The organism is Janthinobacterium sp. GW460-12-1-14-LB5 (assembly GCF_059423585.1).
The window spans coordinates 175,179-198,251 of the sequence record NZ_JBWKYD010000014.1; the positions used below are offsets into that span (position 1 = coordinate 175,179).

The 23,073-nt window shown below is 62.0% G+C and carries 16 protein-coding genes and 1 tRNA gene; 9 read left to right on the forward strand and 8 right to left on the reverse strand.

Annotation, left to right across the window (positions count from 1 at the left end):
• Nucleotides 1-124: 124 nt before the first annotated feature.
• On the forward strand, nucleotides 125-748 hold the full coding sequence (locus tag AC07X6_RS16395; RefSeq protein WP_494791644.1) for a 4'-phosphopantetheinyl transferase family protein: 624 nt from the start codon (nucleotides 125-127) through the stop codon (nucleotides 746-748).
• Here the strand turns inward: AC07X6_RS16395 and AC07X6_RS16400 are convergent.
• From AC07X6_RS16400 to AC07X6_RS16410, 3 genes are read right to left on the reverse strand one after another with little or no spacing between them, the layout of a single operon-like run.
• Nucleotides 745-1,530, reverse strand: coding sequence for a DUF2145 domain-containing protein (locus AC07X6_RS16400; protein WP_494791645.1), 786 nt, complete (start codon nucleotides 1,528-1,530; stop codon nucleotides 745-747). The genes AC07X6_RS16395 and AC07X6_RS16400 overlap by 4 nt on opposite strands.
• A gap of 5 nt (nucleotides 1,531-1,535) precedes the next feature.
• Entirely contained in the window at nucleotides 1,536-1,949 is a 414-nt protein-coding gene (locus tag AC07X6_RS16405; protein WP_230541045.1) for a hypothetical protein, read from the reverse strand.
• 19 nt (nucleotides 1,950-1,968) lie between these two features.
• Nucleotides 1,969-2,391 (reverse strand): hypothetical protein, encoded by a 423-nt coding sequence (locus AC07X6_RS16410; RefSeq protein ID WP_326456809.1) that lies wholly within the window; start codon nucleotides 2,389-2,391, stop codon nucleotides 1,969-1,971.
• A 147-nt stretch (nucleotides 2,392-2,538) separates the two neighbouring features.
• Here AC07X6_RS16410 and AC07X6_RS16415 point away from each other — a divergent pair, with 147 nt between their 5' ends.
• On the forward strand, nucleotides 2,539-3,282 hold the full coding sequence (locus AC07X6_RS16415) for a helix-turn-helix domain-containing protein (protein ID WP_230541043.1): 744 nt from the start codon (nucleotides 2,539-2,541) through the stop codon (nucleotides 3,280-3,282).
• Between the two features lie 88 nt (nucleotides 3,283-3,370).
• On the opposite strand, the gene AC07X6_RS16420 is transcribed toward AC07X6_RS16415, so the two are convergent.
• The gene (locus AC07X6_RS16420) at nucleotides 3,371-4,882 is read right to left on the reverse strand and encodes a DUF3999 family protein (RefSeq protein ID WP_494791646.1); all 1,512 of its coding nucleotides are present in this window, start codon (nucleotides 4,880-4,882) and stop codon (nucleotides 3,371-3,373) included.
• Nucleotides 4,879-8,097, reverse strand: a complete 3,219-nt coding sequence (locus tag AC07X6_RS16425; protein WP_494791647.1) for a DUF2339 domain-containing protein — start codon at nucleotides 8,095-8,097, stop codon at nucleotides 4,879-4,881. Before AC07X6_RS16425 ends, AC07X6_RS16420 begins: the two co-directional genes overlap by 4 nt.
• Before the next feature lie 254 nt (nucleotides 8,098-8,351).
• On the opposite strand from AC07X6_RS16425, the gene AC07X6_RS16430 reads away from it, so the two are divergent.
• The gene (locus AC07X6_RS16430) at nucleotides 8,352-10,238 is read left to right on the forward strand and encodes an MFS transporter (protein ID WP_494791648.1); all 1,887 of its coding nucleotides are present in this window, start codon (nucleotides 8,352-8,354) and stop codon (nucleotides 10,236-10,238) included.
• 15 nt (nucleotides 10,239-10,253) lie between these two features.
• Here AC07X6_RS16430 and AC07X6_RS16435 read toward each other — a convergent pair whose 3' ends face one another.
• Nucleotides 10,254-11,780 carry a hybrid sensor histidine kinase/response regulator gene (locus tag AC07X6_RS16435; protein WP_494791649.1) on the reverse strand — a complete coding sequence of 509 codons (1,527 nt, stop codon included), beginning with the start codon at nucleotides 11,778-11,780 and terminating at the stop codon, nucleotides 10,254-10,256.
• An 8-nt stretch (nucleotides 11,781-11,788) separates the two neighbouring features.
• Nucleotides 11,789-13,303 (reverse strand): ATPase domain-containing protein, encoded by a 1,515-nt coding sequence (locus AC07X6_RS16440; protein WP_494791650.1) that lies wholly within the window; start codon nucleotides 13,301-13,303, stop codon nucleotides 11,789-11,791.
• A 431-nt stretch (nucleotides 13,304-13,734) separates the two neighbouring features.
• Here AC07X6_RS16440 and AC07X6_RS16445 point away from each other — a divergent pair, with 431 nt between their 5' ends.
• The 5 genes from AC07X6_RS16445 to AC07X6_RS16465 all read left to right on the forward strand — a co-directional run bounded on the left by AC07X6_RS16445 (nucleotide 13,735) and on the right by AC07X6_RS16465 (nucleotide 20,441).
• Nucleotides 13,735-14,949 carry an efflux RND transporter periplasmic adaptor subunit gene (locus AC07X6_RS16445; RefSeq protein WP_494791651.1) on the forward strand — a complete coding sequence of 405 codons (1,215 nt, stop codon included), beginning with the start codon at nucleotides 13,735-13,737 and terminating at the stop codon, nucleotides 14,947-14,949.
• A gap of 15 nt (nucleotides 14,950-14,964) precedes the next feature.
• Nucleotides 14,965-18,129 carry an efflux RND transporter permease subunit gene (locus tag AC07X6_RS16450; RefSeq protein WP_230541037.1) on the forward strand — a complete coding sequence of 1,055 codons (3,165 nt, stop codon included), beginning with the start codon at nucleotides 14,965-14,967 and terminating at the stop codon, nucleotides 18,127-18,129.
• 1 nt (nucleotide 18,130) lies between these two features.
• The gene (adeC, locus tag AC07X6_RS16455) at nucleotides 18,131-19,579 is read left to right on the forward strand and encodes an AdeC/AdeK/OprM family multidrug efflux complex outer membrane factor (protein WP_230541036.1); all 1,449 of its coding nucleotides are present in this window, start codon (nucleotides 18,131-18,133) and stop codon (nucleotides 19,577-19,579) included.
• A 69-nt stretch (nucleotides 19,580-19,648) separates the two neighbouring features.
• Nucleotides 19,649-20,263, forward strand: a complete 615-nt coding sequence (locus AC07X6_RS16460; protein ID WP_474292176.1) for a TetR/AcrR family transcriptional regulator — start codon at nucleotides 19,649-19,651, stop codon at nucleotides 20,261-20,263.
• A gap of 101 nt (nucleotides 20,264-20,364) precedes the next feature.
• Nucleotides 20,365-20,441 (forward strand) — tRNA-Pro (locus AC07X6_RS16465).
• A 75-nt stretch (nucleotides 20,442-20,516) separates the two neighbouring features.
• On the opposite strand, the gene AC07X6_RS16470 is transcribed toward AC07X6_RS16465, so the two are convergent.
• Nucleotides 20,517-20,879, reverse strand: coding sequence for a hypothetical protein (locus AC07X6_RS16470; protein ID WP_494791652.1), 363 nt, complete (start codon nucleotides 20,877-20,879; stop codon nucleotides 20,517-20,519).
• Between the two features lie 326 nt (nucleotides 20,880-21,205).
• Here AC07X6_RS16470 and AC07X6_RS16475 point away from each other — a divergent pair, with 326 nt between their 5' ends.
• On the forward strand, nucleotides 21,206-22,975 hold the full coding sequence (locus AC07X6_RS16475) for a GmrSD restriction endonuclease domain-containing protein (RefSeq protein WP_494791653.1): 1,770 nt from the start codon (nucleotides 21,206-21,208) through the stop codon (nucleotides 22,973-22,975).
• The last annotated feature ends 98 nt before the right edge of the window (nucleotides 22,976-23,073 follow it).

The window sequence follows — 23,073 nt, forward strand, 5'->3', positions numbered from 1 at the left end:
CGGCGCGCAAGCGCCAGCAGACCTGCTGAGAATGGCAGCGCCGGGCAACCGCGCGGCCATTTTTTTGCCGCATGCATGCTGGCAATTTGTGGCAGACTGCGCCTTTACGTATCCAAATATTGTCATGCCACCAGCCTTCCCCGGTAACGGCGCCAGCATCTGGCTGCTCGATTCCCGCAGCATTGATCTCGCGGAGATCAGCCAATATGAAACGTGGCTGGGTACGACGGAAGCGGACCGTTATGCGCGGTTTGCGCGGCCGCTGCGACGGCGCCAGTTCCTGCTCGGGCGCGCCTTGCTGCGAACGGCCATGGGATGGATGCTGGGGCTGTCTCCGGCGGCCATCGCGCTCGAGGAGCGTCCGGGCCAGGCGCCGCGGCTGCTGGCGCCCGCAGGCGGTCCCTACTTCAGTATTTCGCACAGCGGCCACTGGATCGCCTGCGCGCTGAGCGGTACTACGCGGCTGGGACTCGATATTGAGTTGCGCGACCCGCAGCGCGACGTGCTGGCGCTGGCGCGCCAGGCGTTTGGCGCGGCTGTGACCGCCGAGCTGGAAGGCTTGCCAGCGGATGAGCGGCTGGCGCTGTTCTGCCAGCGCTGGAGCGAGGCGGAGGCGCGCTACAAGCTGGGCATGGATGCGGCAAGCTGCGTGACCTTGGCGCATGCCGAGCTGTCCATCGTGCTGTGCAGCGCGGCGCCGCTGGCGCAGGCGCCCGACTTGTTATTGTCCGGCCTGACGCCAGACTAATTCCCCCGCACGACGATTTCCTGCACCTGCGGTTCGCGCTGGCGCATGAAGCGCACGATGGAATCGACGGTGACGACGTCGATCTGGCGCGTCATGCGGCGCTCGAACGGGTGGTCGTCGAAGGCGATATTGGCGCGGAACATGCGCGCGCCCAGGCGCGTGGCGGCGGGTATGCTCAGCGTCTGCGGCGCGTAGCTGGCGCTGCGCAGCCAGCCTTGCGCTTCGGCGCGCGTTTCGATCTTGCCAGGCTCGTTGCTGGCGGCGGCCAGGGTTTCCAGCACCCACTGGTTCGAGTTCTGGTACTTGGTGGAAAACGGGTAGGCCAGCATGTTGTAGTGCGCTTCATGCAGGCGCTTGGGCGTGTTCGACGTCAACAGGCGCGCCAGTTGCTGCTGCATATCCTGGCCCGGAATCAGGATCATGCTTTCATACATGAACACATCGTCCATGAAGAAATTGCCCAGGCCTTCGTTGTACAGCGACGATTGCGCCGTGCCGCATTCATTGAGCTCATGCACCACCAGCCAGCGGCCCTTCGGGTGGTCGCGCCAGGCCAGCGCCATGTGCGAGTAGCGCAAATTGTACTTCGACAGGTCTTGCCCGGCGCGCGCCAGCAGCGCCACCTGCGCGCCCGAGGCATCGAGCGCCTGCAGGGTCTTTTGCGCCAGGTCCATCGATTTGACGAGGGTAGTCGCATCCGTTGGCTTTTCCTCGCACGAGCGCCCCGCATGGGCGGCGCCGGCCAGAACCAGGCTGATGGCAATCACGGTCAGACGTTTCATGGGGTTCACGCTTTCGAATGGTGGAGGATGGCATTGCCGGCCGCGTTCGGCACATAGGCGATGGCCTTGCCCGACAGCATCAGCATGTGGCCCGTCGAGACGGCCACTATCTTGACGGCCGTGCCGGCCGCCAGCGACAGGCCTTGCATGGCCTTCTGGCTCAGCTTGACGGAGGCCGTGGCCGCCTGCGAGGCGCCGTTGGCCGCGCTCTTGAGCACGAGCACGCTACCGTCGGCCACATCTTCCACCTTGTCGATGACGATGTCGCCGGCGACGGCCAGCACGGACATGGAGCCGATCAGCACGATGGCCGAGGCCATGCTGGCGTTGTCGGACGCGTTGGTGGTATCGGAGTTGGCCTGGGCCAGCGGCGCCACGCTGGCGGCGCATAGCAGGGTCATGGCGAGTAGGTGTTTCATGGATGTCCTGTTGTCGGTATTACGCTTTGGAGTGGTGCAGCAGTGCCTTGCCCAGTTCGTTCGGGATGAAGGCGATTGCCTTGCCGGACAGGACCAGCATGTGGCCGGTGGACAGCGCCACCACGTTGACCACGGTGCCGGCCGCCAGCGACAGGCCCTTGGCCGCTTGCGTGCTCATCTGGATGGACGCGCCACCCGCTTCGGACGCGCCTTTCAGCACGATGACGATGCCTTCGCCCACCGTTTCCACGCTGGCAACTACCACCTGGCCGGAGGCGACCAGCATCGACATGGAACCGGCGACGACGATGGCGGAGCCCTGGCTGAGGTTTTGCGAGCCTTTCGACAGGTTCTCCGAGGCGGCGGCATGGACCAGGCCGGGAGCGGCCACGGAGAGCGTCAACAGCGACAGGGACAGGCAGAGGGGCAGCAAGCGTTTCATGGGTATCTCCTTTATGTGCCTGATTGGCAAGGGTATGATTGTCGAACGCAGCGCCGCAGTCAATCAGAACGCTACTCGTAGTGGCGGGCCATACTCTTAGTATTACTATTTGATACTATGCTGCTCTGCCATGTGTAAAGGATAGTAATGCCGCAAACCCACGCCTTGATCGAAGCCTTGAAACGTCTGTTGAAAGCGCGTTCCGTTACCTATGCCGAACTGGCGCAGCGCATCGGCATGTCCGAAGCCAGCGTCAAGCGCATGTTCTCCCTGAAACAATTCTCCTTGCAGCGCCTGGACCAGATCCTGGTGGCCATCGGCAGCGACTTCCAGCAGCTGGCGCTGGCGGTGCAGTCGGCCCAGGCGGCACCCACCCTGATCACGGGGCTGACGTATGCGCAGGAAAAGGAAATCATCGACGACACCCGGCTGTTCGTGGTGGCCGTCTCCGCCCTGAACCTGCTGCCGCTGGAACAGATCGTCGCCATCTATGACATCAGCGAGGCGCAAGCCGTGAAATACCTGCTGCGACTCGACAAGATCGGTTTCCTGGAACTGCTGCCGAATAACCGGGTCAAACTGCTGGTGGCGCGCACGTTTGCGTGGATACCGAATGGTCCCATCCACACGTATTTCAAAAAGGAAGCCTATGGCGACTATTTGAATTCGCAATTCGATGGCGAGACGGAATTGTTGCGCCTGGTGAACGTGATGCTGTCGAAAAAATCCACGGCGGCCTTGCTGGAGCGCCTGAAACAAGTGGCGGTGGAGTTTTCGCAACAGCATCAGGAAGACGCACGCCTGCCTGGCGACGAGCGCCTGGCCATCAGCTTCATGCTGGCGGCGCGTCCCTGGATGCCGCAGACGTTCAAGGCGCTGCTGCGGCAGTGAGCCAGAAGTCGGTAAGTCAGCAAGCCAGCAGCCGGCAAGCTGTTGGCAAGGTTTCCCTTGGCCGTTAGCCGCGCCGTTAGCCGCGCCGCTAGTCGCGCTGTTTTTCGCCATCCGTTTGCTGCTGGCCCGTTTGTTCCGTCGTTTGCTCCTGTTTCATCTGCTCCTGTTTCATCTGCGTTAGCAAGCGCCAGGCAAAAAAGCCCAGTACGCCCACGCCCAGCAGCAGGGCCGCCCACAGCGCGGCCAGGCGCCATGGCGCGCTTATGCCAGCCGGTGCCGGTGCGGCATCGCTTGCGCCAGCGTGCGCCGTCAAGGCGCCCAATGTGGCAATCGGCAGCGCCTGCAATTCGCCGTCACGATAGCCTGGCGCCACCTGTGACAGCGGTTGCGCCACCGGCTGCGCGCCGGCTTTTCCGAACACCAGGCGATATGGCCCCTTGCCGCCGGCCAGGAATACCAGCGTTTCCGGCGTCCAGCCCAGGCGCAACAGCGGCGCGCTGGTCGGCATGGCCGTACTTTGCGACTCGGGCCGCAGCACCCATTGCGTCGTCCGCACCACCGGCATGGACAGGTCGCCGGAGACGCGTTCCTTGCCCGCCTCGCTGATGCGGTAAAAGCTGGTGGTCAGCAGCGGGTCAAAATATTCGCCATTGGCCGCGCGCGTTTGCCGGTGCAGGGATAGCCGGCGCTGCGGCACATAACTATTCTGGCGATACACGCCCAGCGTGGCGGGCAGCACCACGTTACTCTCCTTGAATTGCAGCGCAATGCTGTCGGCGGGAATCGCGATCGGCGTGGCATACACCCAATCGGAGGTCAGTTTGTCTGGAGCACCTCGCAGCACGATGCTCGCGCGTGGCGGCGCTACCTCGGTTTCGCTGACGGCTTGCGCGGCAATCGCCGCAAACACCAGCGGCTGGCCTTCCTGCCAGCTCAGGCGCGCGTAGCGGAAAGCGCGCGGCGCAAAGGCGATGCTGTCGTTGGTCAAGGTTTGCGTATCGCTGCTGCGCAGCCAGTTCACGGTGGTGGTGCCGACCGCGTCCCATTGCTTCAGGTCGTCGCTTGCCTCCAGCAGCACCCGGGCGCTGTAATCGCCGGCGTCGGCCGGCGGCGTCAAACGCAGCGCGCCGATGCGGCTTCTCGGTGCTTGCTGGCCGAGGTCGAGGATCAGCGCCTGCAGGGCCTTGCCGGCAGCACCGCTGCCTGCGCCGGCGCTGACCGACAGCAGCTGGCCGTCGTTGCCGGTGCGGATTTCCACATGTTGCGAGCCGCCTTTGTCCACTGCGCCGCCCGTCACGGGGAAAATGCGCGCGGCAACGCTGCTGCGCTGCGTGCTGGACTGTGCTGGCGGCGTACTGATGGCAAACGAGAGGCGCTGGCCGTCGCGGTCAAGCAGCCGCACGTCGGCCAGGTTGCCGGTGCGCGCATGTAGATAGACTTCCTTCGGCAGCGGCAGGCGCACCACGCCCGCGCCAGCTGGCACGCTCACCGGCATGCTCCAGCCATAGCTGGACGGGTGGTCAGGCGCATTTTGCGCCAGCGCCATGCTGGCCGCCACAGCGGACGCCAGGCCGGCGCAGATCAGCAAGGGAAATTTCATGCGTTCTCCGGTGTCGGTTCGGTTACGGTTTCTGCCCTGGGGAACGGCGCCAGGTAGCCGATCAGGAGCATCAGCAGGCCCACGCCGACAAACGACACGATGCGGGCGATGCCGCCCACGTTCGACAGGTCGATGAGGAACAGTTTCGCGACCACCAGTACCAGCAGCACGGCGCCCAGGCTCCATTGCTGGCGCCGTTGGTGGCGCGCCGCGTGGCGCATCAGCAGCAGGGCCGTGACGCTCCACACCAGCGAGAGCATAGCTTGCACGAATTGCGAGGCCATCATGTCCTCCACCGTATAAGGCACGCCCAGGTAGTTCGACACCGTGCGCAGCAGCATCAGGTTGAACCAGCCATACACGCAGCAGGCGGCGATGACCGGCACGCGTGCCTGGAATCGGTCCAGCCACAGCGGCTGGCCGGCACGCAGCAGGCGGTACGCGGCAAATCCCAGCAGGATCGCAAAGCCGCTGCTCAGGTCCAGCGGGTTGAGCAGGGGCAGATAGGGCAGGGGCTGCATGGCGCCGTTGTCAATGAAATTCCAGACTGCAATCAGTAGCAGCGAACCCAGTGCTCCCAGCGGGATCAGGGTGCGCTGATACCAGCTGGCAATCGGCGCCACCGGCCAGCCGCCCGCGCGGCAGCGGCGGATCAGCAAGGCCAGTGCCAGCATCATGGCCCAGGCCGGCAGATAACGCGACCAGGCCGGGCTGACGGCGCCGGCCCGCCCCGCCTCGGCCAGCCAGGCGTCGAGCTGGATGGCTCCGACCGGCCACAGCATCAGCCATGGCCCGGCCGTGCGCACGGTATGCAGCAGGCGCAGCACGCGCAGGCTCAGGTTCCACCCGGCACGCGGCCAGGTATGCAACATGAACTCGCCGCAGGCCAGCGCGCAGGCCAGCGCCAGCCAGGACAAGCCGGTTGGCACGGACACGCTCAGGTACAGCACCAGCAGCATGTTGGCGCTCCACAAACCCAGGCCGAGCCAGACGGCCACCGTGAACCAGCGCAGCTGCGGCCAGGCCAGGCGGCGCGCCAGCAGCGCGAACAGCGGCGTGGTGAGGCTCACCGCAATCAAATACAGCGCCAGCAAGTGTTCGCCCGCTTGCGGATGCATGCGCTCGTCGCCATCGACCAGGTGCAGCAGCGAGATGGAGAGCGGGAACAGGACGCCGATAAACCACAGCAGCCCGCTCCATTGCAGCAGCGGCAGCGCGGCCAGCGACAGCTTCGCATCGGCTTCCACGCGCGCCTGGCGCTGCGTGAACCAGGCGCTGGCCAGCGCCGCGGCGGCCAGCAGCAGCGCGCTGATAAAGGTACCGTCGAACAGCTTGGCCGACTGCTCATTCCAGTCCATGCCCATGCGCAGCAACAACACGACACCGGCCAGCAGTTGCACCAGCAGCAGCAGCAGGCGCGGCGCGGTCCACTGCAATCGCTGCGCCAGCCAGAACAGGCCAGCGGCAACTGCCAGCGCACTGATGGTCAGCAGGTTCAGCTGTGTGATGGCGTCGGTGCGCAGCATGATTTCGGTCCACAAGCCGCCAAGCAGCCAGGCGGTGGCACCGCTCAGGAACACCACCGACAGGCCTTGCATCAGTTCCGCGGGCAATTTGGCATGCGCCACGCCTCGCTGGCGGCGGAAGTTGATCGCCATCACCAGCGCGGCCGCGGCCAGCAGCGTGCAGCCGAGCCAGATATTGGCTTGCAGGGCAGCTGCTGTATTGAGTTCCTGGATGGTACCGAGGAAGGCAAGCCAGGCGGCCGCCTGCACCAGCAGGCCGAAGACCCAGGCCAGGGTCTGGCGCTGGCGCAAGCCGACCCAGACGATGCCCGCGCCTTCCAGTGCCCAGGCGGCGGACGTCCAGCGGCCGTCGAGGGCAAACGGGATGGCCAGGGTGCCGAAGACAATGCCCAGCGCGAGGAAGGCTTCGGCCAGCAGTTTGAAACCGTTTCTGCGCCACAGTGCTACGGCCAGCCCCGTGTACGTCAAACCGGCGACCAGGGCGGAAAACGCCAGGCCAAATTCAAAGTGCCGGACCAGCCCGTATTGCAGGCCCATGGCCGCCAGCGGCGTGCCGAAGACGAGCGTGCCATCCACGTAATGCTTGAGGCGCGGCGCCTGGCGCGCGCAGTAGGCGATCGCGATGCCGATATAGAACAGCACGAACAGGATCAAAAACAGTTGCGTCGACAGGTAGTGCTCGGGCGTATAGCGCAGCAGGCCCCAGGTGGTGGCGACGACGAAGGTGAAGCCAAAGCTCAGCACATTCAGCACGCGCCAGGCGCGTTTCAGGGCGATGGCGAAGACGCCCGCATTGAGCAGCGCGTAATAGCTGAACAGGCCGATATGGTTGCCGCTGCCCGTCGAGACGAGCAGGGGCACGGCAAAGCCGCCGACGATGCCGAAGACGGCCAGCCACACGGCGTTCTGCAGCACGGCCAGCAGGCACGTAAATGCCGTCAGCACGAACAGCACGGCAAACGCCAGGCCCGCCGGGATCAGTTCATACAGGCGGAAGGCGCCGAACGTGACCAGCATCAATATCGCCAGGGCCGTGCCTTGCAGCGGCAAGCTGATGCCGGGGCGGCTGAGACGGATGCGCCAGGCCCAGGCCAGCAGGGCGATGTCGGCCAGCGCGATGCCGGCCAGGCGCAGCTCGATGGGCAGCGTCACCTGGGCCGACACATACTTGAGCAGGAAGCTGACGCCGAGGAAGAGGATCAATAAACCCAGCTTGGCGACCAAGTTGCCGGTAAATAACCAATTTTTCGCCTTTGCAAGCAAGCCATCCGGACGCGCGATCCAGGACGGGGTACTGGCGGCGGGGGGAGCGGGCCTGGAGGGGGCCGGTGGCGCTGGTTTCGGTGGCACGGGTGCGGCAGGTGCGGGAACTGCTGCCGGCGCGACCTTCGCCAGTTCGGCCACCTTGACCGTGGCCGCCAGCGGCACGGGCGCGGGCGGCGGCGCGGGTACGGGAGGCGGCGCGGGCACTGGCGCCACGCTATCGGACACGGCGGGTGCGATGGACACGACGGGCGTGGCCGCAGGCGCTTCGGCCTGACCTTCCAGCGCTCGCAGGCGCTGCCCGATGGCATCGACTTCCTTGCGCAAGCGCGCCGTCAGCAATTCCAGATCCGCCACCTTGCGGCGGTGCTGCAGCACCAGCACGAAGCCGGTGACCAGCAAGGCCAGGATGGTCAATGATGTCATTCCAAACATGTAGGCAGCTTTCCGGGAGGGGCGGGCAGGGATGCCAGCGGTATGCGCACATTACCTTATTATCAAGAAACAGGCGATTTCTGTTGTGTCAGGGCAAGTGCGAGGCAGTGCGTGCGGCGGCAAGGCCAGCATGGCGCGGTAGGCGGTTTTCCGTATTGATGCCGAGCAAGATGACGACATTCAGATTGTCGTGCGCAGGATAGTGCTGTATTTTAGCAATTCCTTAATTGCCGGTTCCCCATGCCATGAGTCAAAGCAGCCAGTTTTCCTTATTGTCGCAGCGCCGTTTCGGGCCCTTCTTCTGGACCCAGTTCTTTGGCGCCTTCAACGACAATCTGTTCAAGACGGCCCTGATGGTGATCCTCGCCTACGATGCGCTGAGCTGGACCACGCTCGACCCGTCCACCATCACCAACCTGATCCCCGGCTTGTTCATCCTGCCCTATGTCGTGTTCTCGGCCACGGCGGGCCAGCTGGCCGACAAGTTTGAGAAGGCGGGCCTGGCCCGCTTCGTCAAATGGATGGAACTGGCCATCATGGCCGTGGCTGCCGCTGGCTGGATGACGCATACCCTGTGGCTGCTGGTGGCCGCCGTGGTGGGCATGGGCGTGCATTCGACCCTGTTCGGCCCCGTCAAGTATGCGTATCTGCCGCAGCAGCTCAAACCCGAGGAACTGGTCGGCGGCAATGGCCTGATCGAGATGGGCACCTTTGTCGGCATTTTATTGGGCGAAATCCTCGGCGCCGTGTTGATCGTGCACAAGCCGCTGGGCGTGGAACTGGTGGCCGGCGCGACGATTGCCGTGGCCGTCTTCGGCCTGATCGCCAGCTACCGCGTGCCGCGCACGCCCGCGCCCGAGCCGGACTTGAAGGTGAGCCTAAATTTCGTCGCCGAATCGTTCCGCAACCTGAATTTTTCGCGCAAGAACCGTCCCGTCTTCCTCGCCATGCTGGGCAACTCCTGGTTCTGGTTCTACGGCGCCCTGATCCTGGCGCAGTTCCCCGTGTATTCGAAGGATTTCCTGCACGGCGACCACAGCGTGTTCGTGCTGCTGCTGACCGTGTTTTCCGTCGGCATCGGCACGGGTTCCTTGCTGTGCGAACGCTTGTCCGGCCACAAGATCGAGATCGGCCTGGTGCCGTTCGGCTCCATCGGCCTGTCGCTGTTCGGCATCGACCTGTATTTCGCCAGCAATGCGTATGCGAATACGCAAATCGTTGACGCGCTGGCATTTGTGGGCCAGGCGGGCGTGCCGCGCATTTTGCTCGACATCGTCATGATCGGCGTGTTCGGCGGCTTTTTCATCGTGCCCCTGTTCGCTCTGATCCAGACGCGCTGCGACCCGAAGCACATTTCGCGCACGATCGCCGGCATGAATATTTTGAATGCCCTGTTCATGGTGGCGGCCGCCGGCGTGGCCATCGTGCTGCTGGGAAAGGGTTTCACCATACCCCAGCTGTTCCTCGTCACGGCGATCCTGAATGCGCTGGTGGCCGCCTACATCTTTTCGCTGGTGCCGGAATTCCTCATGCGCTTCCTCGCGTGGATACTCATCCAGACCGTACACCGCGTCAAAGTCGTCGATGGCGAGCGCATCCCCACGGAAGGCGCGGCCGTGCTGGTATGCAACCACGTCAGCTATGTGGACGCCATCGTCATCATGGCGGCCAGTCCCCGTCCCATCCGCTTCGTCATGGACCACCGCATCTTCAAGATGCCGCTGATGGGCTGGATCTTCCGCACGGCCAAGGCGATCCCCATCGCGCCGGCCAAGGAAGATCCTTTCCTGATGGAAAAGGCCTTCATTGACATTGCGCAAGCGCTGCACGAGGGAGAGCTGGTGTGTATCTTTCCCGAAGGCAAGCTGACGCGCACGGGCCAGATCAGCGAATTCAAGGGCGGCATCGCCAAGATCGTCGAGCGCAGCAAGGTGCCCGTGATTCCGCTGGCGCTGCGCGGCTTGTGGGGCCATCTGTTGAGCCATCGCAATGGCCATTTGTTCGAGCGCGCCTTCAAGGCGGGCTTGCGCTCGCGTCTGTCGCTGGCCGTGGGCATGCCCGTGGCGCCCGAGGCCGCCACGCCGGAATTACTGCAGCAAAAGGTGCAGGAATTGCGCGGCAAGTGGAAGTAAGAGTAAGGAAATCAGTCACTCCGCCTGCGTCGTGGCCGCCGCCCGCTGCGCCAGGTGCTGCTGCAGCAGGGCGGCGATGGCGTCGAAATCGACGGGTTTGGTCAGGTGATGGTCGAACCCTGCTTGCGCCGTGCGCCCTCCTGTATCGCCCCAGCCCGTCAACGCGAGCATCAGCACGTCGCGCCCCCGTGCTTTCAGGCGGATCTGGCGCGCCGTTTCGTAGCCGTCCATGCCCGGCATGCCCAGGTCCATCACGATCAGTTGCGGCCACAGGGCATCGACGGCGGCCAGCGCCTGTGCGCCGTCGTAGGCGACCCGCACGGCGTGGCCTTCCAGCTGGAGCAGCGTCTGCAGCGAATCGGCCGCATCGCGGTTGTCGTCCACCACCAGCACTTGCACGGCCTGGCCCGGCCCGGCCGGCACATCGCTGGCCGGCGTGGCGGCCGGCCCTGCGGGCATGCTGGCGGGCAGGGTGACGACGAAGCGGCTGCCTTGCCCGGGTCCGGCGCTCTGCGCTTCGATCTTGCCATCATGCATTTCAGCAAACTGGCGCGCCAGGCTCAGGCCGATGCCCAGGCCGCTGGCCATCTGGCCCGCCACCGTGCGGCCTTGTTCGAACATGGAAAAGATGCGCGGGATGGCGTCCGGGTCGATGCCGATGCCATTGTCTTCCACGGCCACCTGCAGCTGGCCGTCGGCCAGCCGGGCCGTAATGTGGATGTGCCCGCCGCTCGGCGTGAATTTGACGGCGTTCGAGACGATATTCGCAAAGATCTGCACCAGGCGCGCATAGTCGGCGTGCAGCATCACCGTGTGCGGCGGCAAGTCCAGCGCGATGCTGATGTTGCGGCTGCTGGCGGCCGGCTGGCACAGCTCGATCACATGGCTGAGGACTTGTTGTAGCGCAATGTCCTTGCGTTGGAGCACCACTTTACCGCTGGTGATGCGCGCCACGTCGAGCAGGTCATCGACCAGCCGCGTCAGGTGCGTGACCTGGCGCTCGATCACGCCCTTGACTTTGTTTACCTGTTCCGATTCCGGATATAAATGGCTGAGCAGGGCGATCGACGTCTTGATGGGCGCCAGCGGATTGCGCAACTCATGGCCCAGGCTGGCGAGGAATTCATCCTTGCGCCGTTGCGTTTCGCGCACCTGGTACTGGCGCTGGCGCGCGCGCAGCATGGCGTGCGCCGAGGTGATCAGGGTCAGCATGTGCACGGGGCGTTCCAGCAGGGTCAGGTTGCCCAGGGTGGCGATGGCTTGCCGCAAGGGCAGGGAATCGAGTCCCGCATGCGTCAGCAGGATGATGGGCAGGTCGGACCAGTCCGGCTGCTGCCGCCCGTACTCGTCGAGCACCTGGTAGGCGCCCGCATGCAGTGCCTCGTCCACCGTCAGCACGCCGCCCGCGCCCAGCGCCAGCTGCTCGGCCAGCTCGCCTGCGCTGCGGCAGGCGTGGCTGGCAATGGCGCTGCCGGCGAGCACCTGGCTGGCCAGGGCGGCGTCCTGGCCGGCCGGCGCGTAGATCAGGATGCGCTGTTCCATGGCTTGCCCTAGGGAAATGGCGTGCCGCCGACGGTGGGCATGCCCGACAGGATGCCGTGGAAACCGGCCAGTGTCGGGCCGATGCGCAAGCCCTGCGGGCCGATCTCGAAGCGGCGGATGCTGCGCTCATGCGCGCTGCCGCGCTTCTTGAAGACGGAAATGGCTTGCCGCACTTCGCCTTCCGTTTCGTAGTAGCGCAACATGATGACGCTGTCGGCCAGGTAGCTGGCGTCGGCCGAGGTCGTCATCGACATGCCCAGCATGTTTTGCTGCACGCCGACGAGCAGGGTGGCCACGCCGCGCTGGCTCAGGTAATTGAGCAGTTCGTGCAGGTAGGTGCTCTGGAAGCGCTCGTCGGGCACGGCGTGCATGTAGCCGTTCAGGCTGTCGATGACGATCATCCTGGCGCCCCGTTCGGCCGCGTCGACCACGGCCTGGGCGAATTCGCCCGGCGTCAGTTCGGCCGGGTCGACTTGCTGCACGCTCAGCAAGCCGGTATCGAGCGCTTCCTTCAGCCGCATGCCCAGCTCGTCCGTCCGGTGCAGCAGCTTGCTGCGCGCTTCCTCGAACAGGAACATGGCGCACGATTCGCCGCGCGTCGTGGCTGCATGCACGAACTGCGCCGCCAAGGTTGACTTGCCGCTGCCGGCGGGGCCGGAAATGAGGGTGCTCATGCCTTCTTCCAGGCCGCCGCCCGTCATGGCATCGAGTTCATGCACGCCGCTCGACAGGCGCCGGTGGTCGCCGTCGCGGCGCGTGTCGGCCGCCACCAGGCGCGGATAGACGACCAGGCCATCCTGGGCGATCTTGTAGTCGTGCGTGCCGCTGCGAAACGGCACGCCCCGGTATTTCACCACGCGCACGCGGCGCCGGTCATTGCCATAGTCCTGGTTTTGCAGCTCCAGCGAAATGACGCAATGGGCCACGCTGCGTACTTGCAAGCCGTCATCGAGCGCGGAGCGGTCATCGATCAGCATGGTGGTGCAGTGGCGGCTGGCCAGGTATTGTTTCAAGGCGAGAACCTGGCGCCGGTAGCGCAGCGGGTTTTCCGCCAGCAACTGCAGTTCGGACAGCGAGTCGAGCACCAGGCGGGCAGGGTGGTGCTTCTCGATGGCCGCGAGGATGCGCCGGTTGGTCGATGCCAGTTCGATTTCCGACGGGTGGAAGATGGTGTAGTGGCGCTCGGGGTCGAGCATGTCGTCGCTGGGCGCCACTTCTTCGATGGCGATGCCGGCCAGGTCCCAGTCATGCGAGCGGGCGGCGGCGCGCAGTTCGATTTCCGATTCGGCCAGGGCGATATACAGCACGGGCGCGCCATTGCGCGCGCCTTCGGCCAGAAATTGCAGCGCCAGCGTGGTCTTGCCCGTGCCCGGTTCGCCTTCTATCAGGTACAGGCGCTCGGCCAGCAAGCCGCCACTCAGTATGGTGTCGAGGCCCGCGACGCCCGTCGACAGCAGCGGCGGCGCGTCCCGGCCGCCCGCGCCATCGTCTTGCGCCGTTCCTTGCGCCTGTGCTGTCGTCATCGCGTCCTCGCTTCGCCACGCTGTGGCCACGCTGTGGCTCATATATTAGCGCGTCCGCCGGGGCATGTCTTTTCGATACCATTGGTAAATAATCACGGCCGCCATGCAAGCCGGGGCCGGCAGTGTTGCACACTTGTTGGCAGGTTCAGCAAAGAAATCTTGACCCTGCTAAAGTATTCACTCAATCCAACTCTCCCGCTTTGCCGTTTTGCCGCCGCCAGCCCGTATTCCGATCGATCCTGCTGGTGCGCCGCTGCTGTTGTTGTCGCCATTTAATTGCATCATTAGCAATAAAAAACGCTTAAAGGTTACTTTGTTTCAATTGTAACGATGCTTGACGATTTTAGAATGATCGTTCATTCTTTGATCTGCGTTAATAAATTTAGTCATTTCTAACGACACTAGCCAGCTTCTTTTTCAGAAAGTCCAAGATGCAACCAACCTTTTCCTTGACGTCGCCGCGTACGAGCGGCGCTATTGCCGTTCTGTGCGCCACTGTAATCATGGCCGGCTGCAGTAAAAAACAGGAAGCACCTCACGCGCAGCAAGCGCCGCAGGTGGTCGTGTTTACTGTTAATCCGGCCGCGTTGCCGATGAGCGCCGAATTGCCCGGCCGCACGAATGCCTACCAGGTCGCCGATGTGCGCCCGCAAGTGGGCGGTTTGATCCAGAAGCGCCTGTTCGTCGAGGGTAGCGATGTGAAAGCGGGCACGGCCCTGTATCAGATCGACTCGGCCACCTACCAGGCTGCTTATAATTCCGCCAAGGCTGCCCTGTCGAAAGCCAAGGCCAACCTGTTGACGGCCGGCCCGAAAGCATCGCGCTACAAGGAACTGGTCGCCATCGAAGGCGTGAGCCGCCAGGAATACGATGACGCCGTCGCTGCCTTCGAGCAAGCCAAGGCAGACGTCGAATCCGCCACCGCGGCGCTGGAATCGGCGAACATCAACCTGCGCTACAGCACCGTGACGGCGCCGATCAGCGGCCGCACCAGCCGTTCGACCGTGACGGCCGGCGCGCTGGTCACGGCGGGCCAGGCAGAGGCGCTGACCACCGTGCAGCAACTCGATCCGATGTATGTCGACGTGACCCAGTCGAGCACCGACCTGCTGCGCCTGAAGCGCCAGATGGCCGACGGTTCGCTGAAAAAAGTCGGCGAAGGCCAGGCCAAGGTCGATCTGATCTTGCCGGACGGCAGCAAGTACAGCGAATCGGGCAAGCTGCAGTTCGCCGGCGTGACGGTCGATCCGACCACCGGCAACGTGGTCTTGCGCGCGCTGTTCCCGAACCCGAAAGGCGAATTGCTGCCAGGCATGTACGTACGTGCCCAGCTGGAAACGGGCGTCGATGAAAAAGCCATCACCGTGCCGCAAGTGGGCGTGACGCGCAACCAGAAGGGTCAGGCAACCGCCTTGATCCTGAACAAGGAAAACAAGGTCGAGCAACGCGTGCTGACCACCAGCGGCACGGTCGGCACCAACTGGCTGGTGACGTCCGGCCTGGCCGCAGGCGACCGCGTGATCGTGGAAGGCTTGCAAAAAGTCAAGCCAGGCGCCCCAGCCGTTGCCGTGCCGGCCAAGGCCGAAGCTGCTCCTGCGCCCGCCGCTGCCGCTTCTGCCGCCGCATCGGCTGCCAGCGCCCACTAATTCAGGAGAATATTAATGGCCCGTTTTTTCATTGACCGCCCGATTTTTGCCTGGGTGGTCGCGATCGTCATCATGCTTGCCGGCGTGATTTCGATCCTCAGCCTGCCGATCGCGCAGTACCCGAGCATCGCTCCGCCGTCGATTTCGATCAGCGGCTCCTACCCTGGCGCCTCCGCCAAGACCGTGGAAGATGCGGTCACCCAGGTCATCGAACAAAAGATGAAGGGGATCGACGGCTTGCGCTACATGGCCTCGTCGAGCGATGCCACTGGCGGCATCAGCATCACCTTGACGTTCACCAGCGGCACCAATCCTGATATTGCTCAAGTGCAAGTACAGAATAAGCTGCAGCTGGCTACGCCACTGCTGCCGACGGCTGTCACGCAGCAGGGCCTCGTCGTGTCGAAAGCGACGAAGAACTTCCTGATGGTGTTCGGCTTCATTTCCGAAAACGGCAAGATGGACCAGACCGACTTGAGCGACTATGTGGCCGCCAACGTCGTCGATCCGCTCAGCCGCGTAGCGGGCGTGGGCGACGTGACCCTGTTCGGTTCGCAGTACGCCATGCGTATCTGGCTCAATCCGGCCAAGCTGCAAAGTTTTAACCTGACACCGGCGGACGTGATCACGGCCGTGCAGGCGCAGAATGCGGAAGTGTCGGCCGGTGAGCTGGGCGGCACGCCGTCCATCAAGGGCCAGCAGCTGAACGCGACCGTGTCGGCGCAAAGCCGCTTGCAAACGGTGGAGCAGTTCGGTGCCATCTTGCTGAAAACCACGACCAACGGTGCCATGGTGTACCTGAAGGACGTGGCCACCATGGAACTGGGCCGCGAGAACTACAACACCGTGGCCCGCTACAACGGCCATGCGGCCACCGGCGTGGCGATCAAGCTGGCGACGGGCGCCAACGCGCTCGACACGGCCAATGCGGCGAAAGCCATGCTGGGCAACCTGAGCAAGCAATTCCCTGAAGGCATGAGCTACCAGGTGGCGTTCGACACGACCCCGTTCGTGAAACTGTCGATCGAAGAAGTGGTCAAAACGCTGGTCGAAGCGGTCATCCTGGTGTTCCTGGTGATGTACCTGTTCCTGCAGAACTTCCGCGCCACGCTGATCCCGACCATGGCCGTGCCGGTCGTGCTGCTCGGTACTTTCGGTATCCTGAATGCCTTCGGCTATTCGATCAATACGCTGACCATGTTCGCCATGGTGCTGGCCATCGGTCTGCTGGTCGACGATGCGATCGTGGTGGTGGAAAACGTCGAGCGCGTGATGAGCGAAGAGGGCTTGTCGCCGCTGGAAGCGACGCGCAAGTCCATGACGCAGATCACGGGCGCGCTGGTCGGTATCGCCATGGTGCTGTCGGCCGTGTTCGTGCCGATGGCCTTCTTCGGCGGTTCGACGGGCGTGATTTACCGCCAGTTCTCGATCACGATCGTCTCGTCGATGGTGCTGTCCGTCGTCGTCGCGCTGGTATTTACGCCAGCTCTGTGCGCCACCCTGCTCAAGCCGGTCGAAAAAGGCCATCACGCGACGAACAAGGGTTTCTTCGGCTGGTTCAACCGCAGCTTCGATAGCAGCAGCAACACCTACCAGGGCTGGGTTGGCAGCATGATCCGCCACCGCGGCCGTTCGATGCTGTTGTACGTCATCCTGCTGGCTGGCCTGGTATTCGTCTTCATGCGCCTGCCGACCTCCTTCCTGCCGGAAGAAGACCAGGGCATCCTGTTTACGCAGATTCAATTGCCGACGGGCGCCACGCAAGAGCGCACCCTGAAAGTGATCGAACAGGTCGAAGACCACTTCATGAACAGCGAGAAAGACAACGTCGCTTCCGTGTTTGCCGTCGCCGGTTTCAGCTTCGGCGGTAACGGCCAGAATACGGGTATCGCCTTCGTGCGCCTGAAAGACTGGTCGCTGCGCAAGGACGTGGCGCAAAAAGCGCCGGCCGTGGCCGGTCGCGCCATGGGCAAGTTGTTGCAGATCAAGGATGCGATGGTGTTTACGTTTGCACCGCCTGCCGTGCTGGAACTGGGTAACGCCACCGGTTTCGACATGCAGCTGCAGGATATCGGCGGTGTCGGCCATGACGCCCTGATGGCGGCGCGTAATCAGTTGCTGGGCATGGCGTCGCAGAATCCGGCCATGGTCGGCGTGCGCCCGAACGGCCAGGAAGATACGCCGCAGTACAAGATCGACATCGACCAGCAGAAGGCAACGGCGCTGGGCTTGCAGATATCGGAAATCAACCGCGTGCTGAGCGTCGGCTGGGGTAGTTCATATGTGAACGACTTCCTCGACCGTGGCCGCGTGAAGAAAGTGTTCATCCAGGGTGACGCCAGTTCGCGCATGCTGCCGGAAGACTTGAACAAGTGGTTCGTGCGCAACACGGCTGGCCAGATGGTGCCATTCTCGGCCTTCGCCACCGGCAAGTGGATTTACGCTTCGCCACGCCTGGAACGCTACAACGGCTTGCCGTCCGTAGAGATCCTGGGTACGCCGGCGCCGGGCCAAAGCACGGGCGCCGCCATGAACGCGATGGAAGAAATGGTCGCCAAGTTGCCGCCTGGCATCGGCTTCAGCTGGACCGGCGTGTCGCTGGAAGAGCGCGAATCCGGTTCGCAGACGCCGCAGCTGTACGCGCTGTCGCTGCTGATCGTCTTCCTGTGCCTGGCCGCGCTGTATGAAAGCTGGTCGATTCCATTCTCCGTGCTGCTGGTCGTGCCGCTGGGTGTGATCGGCGCCGTGCTCGGTACGTGGCTGTTCGGCCTGTCGAACGACGTGTACTTCCAGGTGGGCTTGCTCACGGTGGTGGGCCTGTCGGCGAAGAACGCGATTCTGATTGTGGAATTTGCCAAGGAAATGCAGGAATCGGGCATGTCGCTGCTGGACGCGACCTTGCATGCGGTGCGTCTGCGTCTGCGTCCGATTCTGATGACCTCGATTGCCTTCGGCCTGGGCGTGTTGCCATTGGCTATTTCCAGCGGCGCCGGTTCCGGCAGCCAGAACGCCATCGGTATCGGCGTGCTGGGCGGTATGTTGACGGCCACCTTCCTCGGTATCTTCTTCGTGCCGGTGTTCTTCGTGCTGGTGCGCGGCTTCTTCTCGAAGCCGGACGCGCCCGCCACGCCGGCGACGCCTGGTTCGCCAGCCGTCACGCTTTCCAAGGATGCACATTAATATGAAAAAATCACTACTCTCCATGGCGGCACTGGCCTTGCTGGCCGGTTGCAGCCTGGCTCCCACGTATGAGCGTCCGGCCGCGCCGGCACCGACGGCGTGGCCGACGGGCCCTTCCTACAAGGCCGACACGGCCGCCGCCGACGCCAAGCCGGTGGCGGACGTCGCCTGGCGCGAGTTCTTTGCCGATGCGCGCCTGCGCCAGGTACTGGAACTGGCGCTGGCCAACAACCGCGACCTGCGCGTCTCGATCCTGAACATCGAGAAGGCGCGCGCCACGTACGGCATCGAACGCGCCGCCCTGATCCCGACCCTGTCGGCCTCGGGCGGCCAGTCGGCCACGCGCATCTCGAAGAACGCCAGCCCGACGGGCGAAGCGTCGATCAACCGCCAGTACACGGCGAACCTGGGCGTGTCGGCCTACGAGCTGGACTTCTTCGGCCGCGTGCGCAGCCTGTCCGACAGTGCGCTGGAGCAATACCTGGGCACGGAAGAAGCACGCCGCGCACAGCAGATCAGCCTGGTGGCCGAAGTGGCCAGCACCTATCTGAACCTGGTGGCCGACCAGCAGCGCCTGCGCGTGGCGCAGGACACCCTGAAGAGCCAGCAGTCGTCGTATGACCTGGCCGTGCGCCGCTTCAGTGCCGGTGCTACTTCCGGCCTGGACAAGTACGATGCCCAGACCAGCGTCGAATCGGCACGTTCCGACGTGGCGGTCTTCACGAGCCAGGTTGCGCTGGATCAAAACGCGCTGGTCTTGCTGGTGGGCGGCCCCGTGCCGGCCGACCTGCTGCCGCCAGCCGAGTTCGGCACCGTGACGGCCCTGGCGGACATTCCGTCGGGCGTGCCGTCGGACGTGCTGCAACGCCGTCCCGACGTGCTGGCGGCGGAGCGCACTTTGCGTGCCGCCAACGCCAACATCGGCGCGGCGCGCGCGGCCTTCTTCCCGCGCATTTCGCTGACGGCCACGGCCGGTTCGGTCAGCGACAACCTGTCGGGCCTGTTCAAGGCGGGCAGCGGCACGTGGAGCTTCATTCCGCAGATCAGCTTGCCGATCTTCGATGGCGGCGTGAACCGCGCCAACCTCGATATCGCCAAGGTGCAGCGTGAAATTTCCGTGGCGCAATACGAAAAGGCGATCCAGGTCGCCTTCCGTGAAGTGTCCGATGCGCTGGCCCAGCGCGGCACCATCGACGAGCGCCTGCAATCGCAGGTCTCGCTGGTCGAGGCGTCGACGAAGAGCTATACCATCCACGACGCGCGCTACAAGCAGGGCGCCGAGTCCTACCTGAACGCCCTGGTGGCCCAGCGCGCGCTGTACACGGCGCAGCAAAGCCTGATCACGGCGCGCCTGGCCAAGTCGACCAATCTGGTCACTTTGTACAAGGTGCTGGGCGGCGGTTGGCAGCCTGAGCAGACAGCCGTCGCGGCGGCTGGCGGCGTCCAATAATCACGGGGACGCCGACGCCGGCCTTGCCCTTGTCCGCAAGGGCAGGGCCGGCGCGCTACTGGAAAAGTCATGAACCAAGTTGAAAAGAAGCATCCGGATCCCGAGCGCGCCAATACGCGGCGCAAGCAGGTGCTCGATGCGGCCGAAAGCTGCTTCAGCCGCCGCGGCTTCCACGGCGCCAGCATGGCCGAGATATCGAAAGCGGCCGGCATGAGCGCGGGCCACATCTATAATTATTTTGACAGCAAGGATGCGATCATCGCCGCCTTCGTCATGCAGAATACGGAGCGGGTCTCCAATTTGATGCAGGACCTGGCGCAGCGCGAAGACCCGCTGCAAGCCGTGATCGACAATGCGGGCGAGCATGTGCTCGAAGCGCTGGACCCGAAAACATGGATGATGCCGCTGGAAATCTTTGCCGAAGCGTCGCGCAATCCGGTGATCGCCGACATGCTGCAATGCTCGGACCAGCGCTCGCGCCAGTTGTTTCTCTCCATCATCCGCGACGCGCGCATCAAGCGCGGCTTGCCGGCCGATGAGGAAATGCTGCAAGGGCGCCTCGATGCCCTGGTCGCCATGTACCAGGGCTTGCCCGTGCGCTTCATTCACAATCCGGACGTGAAGGTCGAGCCGCTGATCGCCGGCTTCCGCATCATCCTGACGGCGCTGCTGCTGAGTGAGTAAGCGTTTTGCGGGAGATTGAAAAAAACTTTGCGCAGTTCGACATGAATCAAGCGCAAAGCATGGCAAAAACCTAAAAGCCTCTGCTATAATTCCCACCTCGTCGGGGCGTAGCGCAGCCTGGTAGCGTACATGCATGGGGTGCATGGGGTCGGAAGTTCGAATCTTCTCGCCCCGACCATTAGATTCAAGGACTTAGGCCACTCTTCGGAGTGGCCTTTTTCTTTTGTGTGAGTTTTTATCCCTGCATTTACCCCTACGAAATCATGGGCTTGTTTGCAATCATTTGGTATCGGTTGAAACAGCTTATCCCCGCAGGCGATTCCTTCGCAGCTTGTGTGCTAATCCTCATTGCGCGGTTGGGGTAGGCAGTGGCCGCGTGGGTGCGCAAGACGGTGGCGCTGTTCAAGGGCTGGCCGATCAGTTCGGGTCCGAGCCATGGCGGCGGCGCATCAGGCGCGAGCCGATGCGCTTGGTTAGGATGTCGCTGATAGCGCCTGCCCGTATGGTCGCTGCCGGCCTTGACGCCACCAGCGGCGCCGGCCTTGGCGTTCACGCCGCCGTTCAGTGCTGTGGCGCCTTCCACTGTGGCCGATTGCTTGACGATCAGTTTTTTCATGATGCTCAGGTGGCCCGTGCAAATGGTGCTGGGCGCGTTCGACGTGACCTTGTCGGCGGTGATAGTGGCGGTACCACCTGGCATGATCCGCGTGGTCGTGCACCACGGCGCCGGGGATGCGACAGCATACGAACCGGCGACGAACAGGGTACGACCGCGTCGCCAAGCACCGACGCGGCCATCTCCGGCATTACTGCTTCGTTCGTGTCCGTTTGTAGGCACTGCCTCCGGGCCGTTCTTCAAAGGATTCAGACGTTACATAGTGGCATTGTGCGCAGGCAACTGCTATGCTCTAGCTTAGCAAATATTCAACCTGGAGACCTTTTATGTCGGACTTGGCAGCGCAACCCACATCGGTTCAATCAGTGTATTCTTGGTATAGCAATGATCAGCTTTTTGTCAACCGGAGATACCAAAGAAAACTGGTCTGGACGTTGGAAGAAAAACAAAAGCTGATAGATTCAATTCTTAAGAAATATCCGATTCCTGCAATATTAATTGCCGAGACAAAGGGTGAGGATACTACGTTCGAAATCATAGATGGACTTCAACGCTTACATGCCATTGTGTCGTTTATTGAAACAGCTTTTCCTACATTAGATGGGAGGCTTTTTAATCTTGAATTATTTCCCACTGCCCAGATTCGCGCAAACGAGGGATGCTTTATCCCAAATGAAGCTGAGAATCATCTAACTCAAAAAGAAGTTAGTACTATTCTCGATTATGCACTAGCTCTTTCAGTAATGAGAAATGCTACTGAGACTGAAGTTAATGATGTATTTGATCGAATCAATACATACGGCCACCGCCTTAGTGATCAAGAAAGGCGGCAATCAGGTATTCAAAATGATTTCTCCAATATGGTTCGAGACATAGCCTGCACTATCAGAGGTGACGAATCGATCAATATACTACCATTAGCATCCATGCCATCAATTAGCATTGACCTCCCAATGGCTCGCCATGGATACAATGTTCAGGCTGATGAAGTTTTTTGGGTCAGTCAAGGGATTCTGCGCTCAACCGATTTACGCGACAGTATGGATGAACAATGTATTGCCGACATCTCAGCTTGCATTGTTGGTGGTCAGTTAATTGAGCGCTCCAAAGATGCCTTGGATCAGATATATGCTCCAGAAGATGATAACTCGGACCGTATCTTAGGTGCATTGAAGGTGTACGGGGCTGATAAATTTTCGGATGAATTTAAATTCTGCGTGGACGAAGTACTGAAGGTTTGCCATGCTGGAACAAAGCAGAAGTTACGCGATCTAGTATTCGAAACGAAAAATACCAACCCATTCCCAGCAGTCTTTGCAGTTATATTGATTGCATTCCATGAGCTGATTTTCGCGGAAGGCAAGGTCATATCTAATTATGCAGGAGTAAAGAAGGCAATTGGCAAAGTGGGCGGAAAATTGGATCGTGGCAGAAAAGCAGCTTCAACCGAAGAGCGCCGGAAAAGCATCGACCAGATTCGTGGTTTGGTGTCCCGTTACTTTGTGACAACGAAAAAGCCACCAATGGTTTACGGTGCTCATGCAACAAGCGATATAAATTCAGCAATCCGCCGATCAGAGATAGAATTATCGGATTACGAATTAAAGCAAGGACTGGTAACACTTGGTCCGAAGAGAACGATTGATCCAACAGTAATTACAAAGGTCATTCATACAATTTGCGCAATTGCAAACAATGGCCCAAATCACACCGGAAAGATTATTATTGGAGTTTCTGATAAGCCAGCAGACACGGTACGCATTAAGAGGCTGGACGGTATTAAGCCTCTGGAGATGGGGAGTAGAAGTGTGGTTGGTGTTGATCGAGAAGCGGCAGTACTGGGTATATCAGTGGAAGACTATTATGCAAAGTGGAAGGATGGAATAAAAGGATCGAACTTGAGCCTCGAACTGAAGACATCAGTATTGTCTAGTATCGACTACAATTCCTACTTTGGACTTGGAATAATAGTAATTACAATTCCTCCTCAGCGGAACTTATCATTTTCTGGGGAGGATTTATATTGGCGAAATGGTGATTCAACTGAATTAGTAAAGTCACAGAAGCTGACAGCTACACTTGCACAGCGGTTCTAAATTTTTAGAATTAAATGTCTTAGTGACGGTTTAAAAACTTAGCGGAAATTTAGTCGACGCAGCAGCAACGAACCCATGGCCAGGTAAATCATATTTTC